Origin of the sequence: Psychrilyobacter sp., from assembly GCF_037132775.1 — a bacterium.
In the GTDB taxonomy this organism is placed as follows: Bacteria; Fusobacteriota; Fusobacteriia; order Fusobacteriales; family Fusobacteriaceae; genus Psychrilyobacter.
Genome location: NZ_JBAHZY010000015.1, coordinates 1 through 9,164, shown reverse-complemented (window position 1 = coordinate 9,164; position 9,164 = coordinate 1). Strand labels below are relative to the sequence as shown.

Genomic DNA, 9,164 nt, shown 5'->3' with positions numbered 1-9,164 from the left:
AGATATTCTCTAATTAGCTCTTTTCGTGCTAATTCATCAGGGGATAAATCTTTTCTTCTTTTTCTCATAAAAAAACCTCCAAATTAATGTAATTGTAGTTTACACTGATTTGGAGGTTTACACAAAATATGAGACAGACCCGGCAGTAGATATGGGTGGGCCTATCAATAAAGCGGCATTTACTTTTGTGCAGCTATCGCTTCTGGAAATTATGCTCCCCATGCAGCAGTTATGGCTGGTGGAATGGTTCCACCATTAGGAATAGCTATTGCTACAGTATTATTTAAAAAGAAATTTACAAAAGATGAAAGAAATTCTGGTAAAACTAATTTTATATTAGGAGCTTCATTTATAACAGAAGGAGCTATACCTTTTGCAACAGCAGATCTATTAAAGATCATTCCTGCTTGTATAATTGGTTCTGCTCTTGCTGGTGGAATGGCCATGTATTTTGGAACAGAATTACCTGCTCCTCATGGTGGATTATTCGTTCTTCCTATCATAACTCATCCAATGATGTACCTTCTTTCGGTAATTACAGGGTCACTTGTAACAGCAGGTATAATAGGAACACTGAAAAAAGAGATTTAAAAAAGTGTCGAGAATTAGTAGTTACTAATTCTCGACACTTTTTTATACTTTCTTAGAAAGTATAAATGCAACGTCACCTTGTTTATTTCCCATCCCATGGTTTTATGACTTCTTTTCTAATTTCGATCTTCTCACTTGTTGATAATTGATAGTATCCATCTACAATTCCGCTATCAAACCCACCATATTCTGGGTTTGGTAAAACTATAAATTTAGTTCCATAACTATCTTTCATATCTTCTACATGATTTCTTCTGTCTATATTTAATTTACGATGAACTGCACTATCAAAATCATCTAGATTATCTCCACCTAAAAGAACTATTGTATATCCTTTGTCCTCTATACTCTTTAATCTCGATGCTTTATTTGATGTAGTAGTTTTCCCCAATACATGCTCTTCATCTGCAAAAGGGGCTCCTATATTTTTTAAATTTTTTATTGTTGGTACTGTTAAGTCGGCGTTTCTGTTTGAAACATAAAACACTTCAAAACCTAAGTCTCTTGCAGTTTTTACAAAGTCTACAGATCCCGGCACTTCTGTTGCTTGTTTTGCATTTACCCATCTTGCCCAGTCTTTGGGACTAAATAGTTTATTATTAACAGCCTGCCAAGCAGCAAATGCACTATTATCTAATACCGTTTCATCTAAATCTAATACTATAGCTAATTTTTTATCCTTATTTTGGGGATCTTTCACGATCTCTTTTAAATAGAATTTCCCAGAATTATACGCTTGATGAGTCAATGCTCTATATTCTCCTGAATCTCTTACCCATACTGTTCCAAGGATAGATTGATTGGCGAATTTTGCTATATCATGATTTTCATTAGATATCATGCTAATTTTTGTAGTCGGTTCAGGTACTCTTGTTTTTATTGCTGTACAAGCTGTCCCCAGCGCTAATAATGCTGCAATTAATAATATTTTCTTTTTCATTACTACCTCCTATAAATTCAAACTTTAATTAAGTGTAGCATAAGAAGAAAAAAAATCAATGAGACGGTTATCTATAATAAGAATAAAAGGGGAAATGGATTTGTTAAAAATTAAAATTATTTGATAATGTATAAAATCTAATCATATCTTAGAGATATTTTCTTCAAATAAAAGATTGATTATATAAATATTTTTGAAATTTAGTTGATTTTAATATATACTATATTTACAGGAAAAATAACATATGGGGGTTAGGAGATGAGAAGAAAGAAAAAAATCAGAATAAATAATCGTTCAGCAGCTAGGAAGGGGGGGTTTCTAAAATTCATATTTTTTCTTATAGTTCTCTTTCTAATATTTCTAATTTGGTATGTATTTTTTAATTTAAATAACTTTAAAGGGTAAATTATAATTCCAGTCATCTTGTAGGAGACCGAGTAAAGAATTTAATGACAAATTTTTTTATCTCCTTCATTCAGGGGTAGTAATAGAAAGGCACTTAGAATTTTTTCTAAGTGCCTTTCTAATCTTCTAATAAGAATGGATTGATTATATCCATATTTCATTTTAATATACATATATAACATATATGTTTTTTTGTTATCCGTTAAGTGTAGGGTATAATTAAGTTTTTTTAAAAGAAAAATTTGAGTTCTTTACTACAAAACACCATTTTTATAGTACATCATGTACAATTTATAGTAATATACTATCAATAAGATTCATCATTACCCATATATCAATTTAATATATATATTTTTAATATAGTGAAATAACTGATACTATAATTATATAAATAAGATTTCAATAGGAGGAAATAGAAATGGCAAGAATTAAAAGAGTAGGCATAAATTTTTTAAACTTTTTCAAGGTGGAGGAGATCTTACCAGCAGAATTTAAAGGGAACCACGAATTAGAAAACTTTGATAAGATACAAAATACAGAATTTTATATCAACTTCTAAAAAAACATTATTAAATATAAAAAAACCTGTAAACTTTGACGGGTCTGTCTCATATTTTGTGTAAACCACCAAATTAGTGTAAACTACAATTACATTAATTTGGTGGTTTTTTTATGAGAAAAAGAAGAAAAGATTTATCCCCTGATGAATTAGCACGAAAAGAGCTAATTAGAGAATATCTTAGTAGAACACCTAATACCAGTTTGGATTTTAGTGCATTAATTAAAGAAATGATGGGACAAATGATTGAAAGTGCTAAGTTCTGGTTGCTTAAAATGAATGAATTAAAGAATAGAGGTGTTAATGATACTCCTTATCATCTGTGTTGACGTTCTTACAGGATTTTCTAATGCCATAGCTGCTGCTTTTCCTGATACAGAGATACAACAGTGTATTATTCATCAAATTAGAAACACTAGTCGATTTGTATCGTACAAAGATATTAAAGAACTTATGATTGGTCTAAAAAAAGTCTATAAAGCTAATACTGAAGATATCGCTCTTTTTGAGCTGGATAATTTTGAAGAAAAGTGGAAGAAAAAATATCCACAAATAGCTCTTTCCAGGAAGTCTAATTGGGCAAATTTAGCTACATATTTTAAATATCCTCAAGAAATTAGGACTCTAATTTACACTACCAATACAATAGAGGGATTTAATAGGCAACTCAGAAAAACAAGTAAAAGTAGATCCGTATTTCCTACAGATGATAGTCTATTTAAGCTTCTTTATCTTACTACGATGGATATCACGCGGGAATGGACTGGGCGCCGAAGAGATTGGGGTGTAATCTACTCTCAATTACAAATATTTTTTGAAGAAAGATTAAACTAAGTGATAATCTAAGATACACCTTTTAAAAGAGGCTAATTTTAGACTCTGCTATTGACATACAGAAAATAAAGTTCTAATATATTAAAAACGAGAAGCAATAATTAAAGAATTATTACTCCTCTTTTTATAAAAGTTTTACATTAATTTTTAAAGTTTACACAAAATTTGCAACAGCCCCAAAGTTTTCACTTGTTTTTTTTAATTTAAAATAGTTCATAGGGTTTGTAGATATCCCGTTTTTCCTAACTTCAAAATGAAGGTGGGGACTAGTTACTCCTTTCCATTCTACCGGCCAATAAATATTTATCCTAGGATCTTTCATTATCAACTCTTGAGTTAGATATTTCTTATCTGTTTTTAATTTATTATCAATCTTCAATTGCCCTGCCTTTATTTGAAATTTATTTTCTATCTCAGAGAGAGTATCACCTTTTTTAGTTCTACGAAATAGGAGTTCCTATTTTTATTTATTTAATATTAGTTATTTCTATGTCCATTTCCGATAGACCCACAATTACCTTTCATACCCTTATGACCTATCGAGAGTCCAAATTTATCTTCTATATCACTTCTAAATTTCATACCATCCAATCTTTGCTTAGCTTTCATATCTGATGTTTGCTTATTTACTCTTTCTACACTCTTCCAGTTTACCTTATCTTCTGATAATAGTTTTTCTAATTCCAATTGTTTAGATCTGACATCTAAACCTTTTTTGTAGTTAGCTTCCCTTCTATCTTCTATCATCTTAGTTAATTCTGTTTGTTTTTTTTTCGATAAGTTATTCATCATTTGAGTCTGATAAAATACTCTTTGACCACTGTTATTAGTATCTCTTGTATTATTATTTCCTGCTCCAAAAGACAGTGCCGATACCATCAATAAACCTACTATTATTTTATTTTTCATTTTAATCCTCCTTGATTTAATTTGTTTTATTTCTTTTTATATAGATATAATAACCGACCTTTGTGAAGGTAGTGTGAAGAGTAAAGAATTTAATTAAAAAAACATAAGACCAGTAAATCCATAGCGGATCTCTAATCTTGTGTTCTTTATTTAAAACTATAATATTATTTTAACCTTTTCTTAATTTCTTTTGTTTCTTTTTCAAATCCTGGCTTTTCTAATAATGCAAACATATTACTCTTATAAGCTTCTACACCTGGCTGATCAAAAGGATTTACTCCTAAAAGATATCCACTGATTGCACAAGCTTTTTCAAAGAAGTAGTACATATACCCTAAGTGATAAGGAGTAGCTTCTGGTAAGTTGATAGTTAAGTTAGGTACATTTCCATCTCTGTGAGCTAATCTAGTTCCCTCTGCTGCCATCTTATTTACATAATCCATAGTTTTCCCTGCTAGATAGTTCAGCCCGTCTAAATTTAAGTCATCTTCTTCAATAACCATATCTAGTTCTGGAGTTCCTATATTGATAAGAGTTCCAAAAAGATGTCTCTTTCCATCTTGGATATATTGCCCCAAAGAATGTAAATCTGCAGTAAAATCTGCTGATGCAGGATACAACCCTTTGTTGTCTTTACCTTCAGACTCACCGTATAACTGCTTCCACCATTCTGCAATATAGTGTAATCTAGGTTCGTAGTTTATCAATAACTCTATTTCTTTACCCTTTCTATGAAGAATATTTCTTACTGCAGCGTATTTATAACAGTCGTTTTCAGCATATGGTTTTTTATAATCTATCATTGCATCTGCTGCTCCTGTCATAAGTGCATCTATATCTATCCCTGCTGCTGCTATAGGTAATAATCCTACTGCTGTTAATACAGAAAATCTTCCACCTACATTGTCAGGGACTACAAATGTTTCATACCCCTCATCTATAGCTAATTTTTTTAATGCTCCTTTTTCTGCATCTGTTGTAGCATAGATTCTGTCTTTAGCTTTATCTTTTCCATATTTTTCTATAAGTAATTTCTTCAGCACTCTAAAAGCTATTGCTGGTTCAGTCGTTGTACCTGATTTTGATATTACATTCACTGAGAAATCTCTATCTCCAATCAACTCTATTAAATGTTTTAGATAAGTTCCTGAAATATTTGTTCCTGCAAAATAGATCTCTGGAGTATCTCTTTTTTCTACAGGTAATTCATTATAAAATGTATGTGTTAAGAATTCTATTGCAGATTTAGCCCCTAAATAAGATCCACCTATTCCAACTACAATTAGAACTTCTGATTGTTTTTTTATTCTTTGAGCAGCTTCTTTTATTCTTTTAAATTCAGCTTTATCATAATCTCCTGGTAAATTTACCCACCCTAAGAAATCTTTTCCTGCTCCTGTACCTTCCATCAATGCTTTTTCAGCTGCCTCAATATGAGTATTCATAAATTCTAATTCATGACCTCCAAAAAACTGGTCATTATTAGAAAAATCAAATGATAATTTTTTCATCTTTTATCCTCCTATAATTACTTAATTTTAAATAAATAATATATCTATTATTTCATCTTTTCCAATTCCAACTTTAATTTTTCAATCTCAAGTTCATTGCTTCGAACTCTTTGGTTTAAAATCTCTATATTCTCTTCATTGATTTTTATCTTCTTTATATACAATTCTGTATTGAACCCCATCTTATTCAATTCATTGGAAAAATCATAGACCAGATGTTCTAATATCAATAGATCTGATTGGCTAGCTTTAGTTTCGTCTATCTTGTTAAGGGTTTTAGATAGATAATAAACTAGATCATATTTATTGATCGTTTTAGCTCCGTCAAAACTTGTGGAATCTTTAGGCAAAATTCCGTTTATATATAAATTTTCAATCGCTCTGTATGCCCAATGTTCATCAGATATATCGCCATACATCTGTGAACTAAAAGTAATAGAGGTCACAGCTACAAATATTAGTAATATTTTTTTCATTTTTCCTCCATCTAATTAACTTTAGTCTTTAGTTTGAGTATAGCATATGTTTTTTTAGTTCGCAATTCCATTCCCAGTCTAAAATAAAACTCAAAAGTTGCAAAACAGAACCATTCTATCTCTTGACAAATAAAGAGAATGGCCAAAATTAATTAATATTAACCATTAATTATATGATGAAATCTTTTTTTTTATCTTTTAACCAATAATCAAAACTATGATATACTTTAAAGAAAATTATAATTTGGAAGGTGGAATTTTATGATTCGAAAAGATTATTTAAAAGACATAAAACGATTAGTTGTAAAGGTAGGAACATCTACCCTTACATTTGAAAATGGATTACTAAATCTATCTAGAATAGACAAATTAGTCCGTGAATTAGCCAACCTTCATAACAAAGGATATGAAGTTATATTGGTTACCTCTGGAGCTATTGGAGCCGGTATGGGGAGTTTGGGTTTAAAAGAAAGACCTAAAACACTGCCAGATAAACAAGCTGTTGCATCTGTAGGACAGGTCGCCATTATCCATCTATATCAAAAATTATTCTCTGAATATGGAAAGCAAATAGGACAATTACTTTTGACTAAAGGAGATATATCTAATCGTGGGAGATATTTAAATGCCAGAAATGTTTGCCTAAGATTAATTTCCATGGGTATAATTCCAGTCATAAATGAAAATGATTCGGTAGCTGTAGACGAGATAAAAGTAGGCGATAACGATACTCTTTCAGCTTTTACATCTACCTTGATAGATGCAGATCTATTACTTATCCTGTCTGATATAGATGGTTTGTATACAGGTAATCCCAAAACTGATCCCAAAGCCACCTTTATTAATACCGTTAAAAAAATCGATGACCATATCAAGGCAATAGCTACTGGAGCTGGAAGTAAATTAGGAACTGGAGGTATGGCTACCAAAATAAGTGCCGGTGAGATAGTTACTTCTGCTGGAATTCCTATGATTATTGCCAAAGGATTTGACCCTTCTATTATAGGAGATATCATGGATGGTCAAGAGATTGGAACATTATTTTTAGAGACCAAGGTAAAATTAAAAGCTCGTAAACATTGGATAACCTACGGAACCACAAAAACAGGAAAAGTCACTATAGATGATGGAGCTACAACAGCTCTTAGAAACCACAACAGTCTTCTTTCTATTGGAATTATAAAATGTGAAGGTGATTTTCACAGGGGAGAAGTTGTCTCTATCTGTGATAGTAATCAAAATGAGGTTGCTGTTGGAATCTCTAATTATAGTCAGGTAGAGGTCAACCTTATCAAAGGAAAAAATTCTTCCGATATCAACCATATTTTAGGACATAAAGATTATAATGAAGTTGTACATATGGATAACATGTTTATTTTTTAATAAAGGAGATGTGAAATCATGAAAAAATATATTAATAATATGGGTGGCTTGGCTAAAAAAGCTTCCAGAAAACTACTTCAAATGGATGCTCCTACTAAAAATAATATATTAGAAGAGATGGCCAAGGAACTTCTAAACAATATAGAATTTATAAAGTCAGAAAATGAAAAAGATTTGATTAAAGGTAAAGAAAATGGTCTTACTCCTGCTTTTATAGACAGATTAACTCTGACTGAAGAAAGAATTCGTGGGATGGCTGAGGAAATTAGAACTGTCAAAGGCTTAGATGATCCTATCGGTGAAATTTTGAGTGGGTTCAGACATGAAAATGGGATGGAAATATCACAGATTCGTGTTCCTTTAGGAGTTATTGGGATGATTTTTGAATCCCGTCCAAATGTCACTGTAGATGCAGCTGTACTAAGTTTAAAATCTGGAAATGCTATCATCCTAAGGGGAGGCTCAGATGCTCTTTGTTCAAACATAGCATTAGCTAAAGTTATTACTAAAGCAGGTGAAAAATTAGGATTACCTCATGGAGCTATTCAATTAATTGAAAACACCGATAGAAATTGCGTAAACGAATTAATTACCATGAATGATTTTATCGATGTTATCATTCCACGTGGTGGTAAGGGGCTAAAACAAGCTATACTTGCAGGAGCAAGTGTTCCTGTTATAGAAACAGGTGCAGGTCTCTGTCACACCTATGTTGATCATAGTGCAGATTTAAAGATGGCTATAGATATTATTATCAATGCAAAAACTTCTAGACCAGGAGTATGTAATGCCATAGAAACCCTCTTAGTTCATAGTGACAGTATCTCAAAATTACTTCCCAGTCTAGGAGAGAAATTAGACAATTTAGGAGTAGAGATTCGAGCTGATGAAAGATCTATAAAATATTTAGCCAATGCTATCCCTACAACTGACAGCGATTGGAATACCGAATATTTAGATCTTATTTTATCTATTAAAACTGTAGATTCCATAGATGAAGCCATAAAACATATAAATACTTACTCTACAAAACATTCAGAAGCAATCATTAGTGAAAATTATAAAAATACTCAGAAATTTTTGAGGGAAGTAGATTCTGCAGCCGTTTATATCAATGCTTCTACTAGATTTACCGATGGAGGAGCTTTTGGATTTGGAGGAGAGATTGGTATCAGTACTCAAAAACTACATGCAAGGGGACCTCTGGGAATCAAAGAACTAACTTCTGTTAAATATATAATTAGAGGAAGTGGACAAATTAGATAATCTAATTTTTTTATTTGGGGTCTGTCCCAAATTACGTGTAAATTACATTTCTTAGCTGATAGAGGGTATCTTAATTGGTACCCTTTTCATTTACCTATTTTTTTATAAATGTCCTTTTAATCTTTCTTCAAATTCTATTGATAGCATTCTTAGGTGTATAATCATTTCAAGTCGACCACTTGAAATAAAAAAAGACCTTTTTTCATAAAAACCGATATAATGTAGTTACGACAACAAACATTAAAGGAGTTAATTTATGAAAAAAGGATATAAACATTTTAGCATATATG

Annotated in this window: 10 protein-coding genes and 1 pseudogene; 6 read left to right on the top strand and 5 right to left on the bottom strand. The window is 31.2% G+C overall.

The genetic code is table 11. From position 1 onward, the window contains the following. Positions 1–231: 231 nt before the first annotated feature. The gene (locus V5784_RS00925) at positions 232–591 is read left to right on the top strand and encodes a PTS fructose transporter subunit IIABC (protein ID WP_336887173.1); all 360 of its coding nucleotides are present in this window, start codon (positions 232–234) and stop codon (positions 589–591) included. A gap of 82 nt (positions 592–673) precedes the next feature. On the opposite strand, the gene V5784_RS00920 is transcribed toward V5784_RS00925, so the two are convergent. Continuing rightward, positions 674–1,531 carry a 5'-nucleotidase, lipoprotein e(P4) family gene (locus V5784_RS00920; protein WP_336887172.1) on the bottom strand — a complete coding sequence of 286 codons (858 nt, stop codon included), beginning with the start codon at positions 1,529–1,531 and terminating at the stop codon, positions 674–676. Between the two features lie 823 nt (positions 1,532–2,354). On the opposite strand from V5784_RS00920, the gene V5784_RS00915 reads away from it, so the two are divergent. From V5784_RS00915 to V5784_RS00905, 3 genes are all read left to right on the top strand, one after another. Next, on the top strand, positions 2,355–2,495 hold the full coding sequence (locus V5784_RS00915) for a hypothetical protein (RefSeq protein WP_336887171.1): 141 nt from the start codon (positions 2,355–2,357) through the stop codon (positions 2,493–2,495). 113 nt (positions 2,496–2,608) lie between these two features. Next, the gene (locus V5784_RS00910; protein WP_336887170.1) at positions 2,609–2,824 is read left to right on the top strand and encodes a hypothetical protein; all 216 of its coding nucleotides are present in this window, start codon (positions 2,609–2,611) and stop codon (positions 2,822–2,824) included. Further along, positions 2,799–3,329: a transposase gene (locus V5784_RS00905; RefSeq protein ID WP_336887169.1), complete on the top strand. Its 531-nt coding sequence runs from the start codon at positions 2,799–2,801 to the stop codon at positions 3,327–3,329. Before V5784_RS00910 ends, V5784_RS00905 begins: the two co-directional genes overlap by 26 nt. Positions 3,330–3,483: 154 nt before the next feature. On the opposite strand, the pseudogene V5784_RS00900 reads toward V5784_RS00905, so the two are convergent. The 4 genes and pseudogenes from V5784_RS00900 to V5784_RS00885 all read right to left on the bottom strand — a co-directional run. Next, positions 3,484–3,753 (bottom strand): annotated as a pseudogene (locus tag V5784_RS00900) (hypothetical protein); the annotation flags it as partial. 53 nt (positions 3,754–3,806) lie between these two features. Next, the gene (locus V5784_RS00895) at positions 3,807–4,238 is read right to left on the bottom strand and encodes a hypothetical protein (protein WP_336887168.1); all 432 of its coding nucleotides are present in this window, start codon (positions 4,236–4,238) and stop codon (positions 3,807–3,809) included. A gap of 164 nt (positions 4,239–4,402) precedes the next feature. Continuing rightward, positions 4,403–5,749, bottom strand: coding sequence for a glucose-6-phosphate isomerase (locus V5784_RS00890; RefSeq protein ID WP_336887167.1), 1,347 nt, complete (start codon positions 5,747–5,749; stop codon positions 4,403–4,405). Positions 5,750–5,796: 47 nt separating this feature from the next. Beyond that, positions 5,797–6,225, bottom strand: coding sequence for an S-layer homology domain-containing protein (locus V5784_RS00885; RefSeq protein ID WP_336887166.1), 429 nt, complete (start codon positions 6,223–6,225; stop codon positions 5,797–5,799). Between the two features lie 261 nt (positions 6,226–6,486). Between V5784_RS00885 and proB the strand changes: the two genes are divergently transcribed. Beyond that, complete coding sequence (gene proB, locus V5784_RS00880) at positions 6,487–7,608, top strand: glutamate 5-kinase (RefSeq protein WP_336887165.1); 1,122 nt, start codon at positions 6,487–6,489, stop codon at positions 7,606–7,608. A gap of 18 nt (positions 7,609–7,626) precedes the next feature. Then, positions 7,627–8,874 (top strand): glutamate-5-semialdehyde dehydrogenase, encoded by a 1,248-nt coding sequence (locus tag V5784_RS00875; RefSeq protein ID WP_336887164.1) that lies wholly within the window; start codon positions 7,627–7,629, stop codon positions 8,872–8,874. Positions 8,875–9,164: the final 290 nt, after the last annotated feature.

Bases quoted from the DNA above. Each gene is read 5' to 3' on its own strand.
- V5784_RS00925 (WP_336887173.1), top strand. From the start codon at position 232: ATGGCTGGTGGAATGGTTCCACCATTAGGAATAGCTATTGCTACAGTA.
- V5784_RS00920 (WP_336887172.1), bottom strand. From the start codon at position 1,531: ATGAAAAAGAAAATATTATTAATTGCAGCATTATTAGCGCTGGGGACA.
- V5784_RS00915 (WP_336887171.1), top strand. From the start codon at position 2,355: ATGGCAAGAATTAAAAGAGTAGGCATAAATTTTTTAAACTTTTTCAAG.
- V5784_RS00910 (WP_336887170.1), top strand. From the start codon at position 2,609: ATGAGAAAAAGAAGAAAAGATTTATCCCCTGATGAATTAGCACGAAAA.
- V5784_RS00905 (WP_336887169.1), top strand. From the start codon at position 2,799: ATGATACTCCTTATCATCTGTGTTGACGTTCTTACAGGATTTTCTAAT.
- V5784_RS00895 (WP_336887168.1), bottom strand. From the start codon at position 4,238: ATGAAAAATAAAATAATAGTAGGTTTATTGATGGTATCGGCACTGTCT.
- V5784_RS00890 (WP_336887167.1), bottom strand. From the start codon at position 5,749: ATGAAAAAATTATCATTTGATTTTTCTAATAATGACCAGTTTTTTGGA.
- V5784_RS00885 (WP_336887166.1), bottom strand. From the start codon at position 6,225: ATGAAAAAAATATTACTAATATTTGTAGCTGTGACCTCTATTACTTTT.
- proB (WP_336887165.1), top strand. From the start codon at position 6,487: ATGATTCGAAAAGATTATTTAAAAGACATAAAACGATTAGTTGTAAAG.
- V5784_RS00875 (WP_336887164.1), top strand. From the start codon at position 7,627: ATGAAAAAATATATTAATAATATGGGTGGCTTGGCTAAAAAAGCTTCC.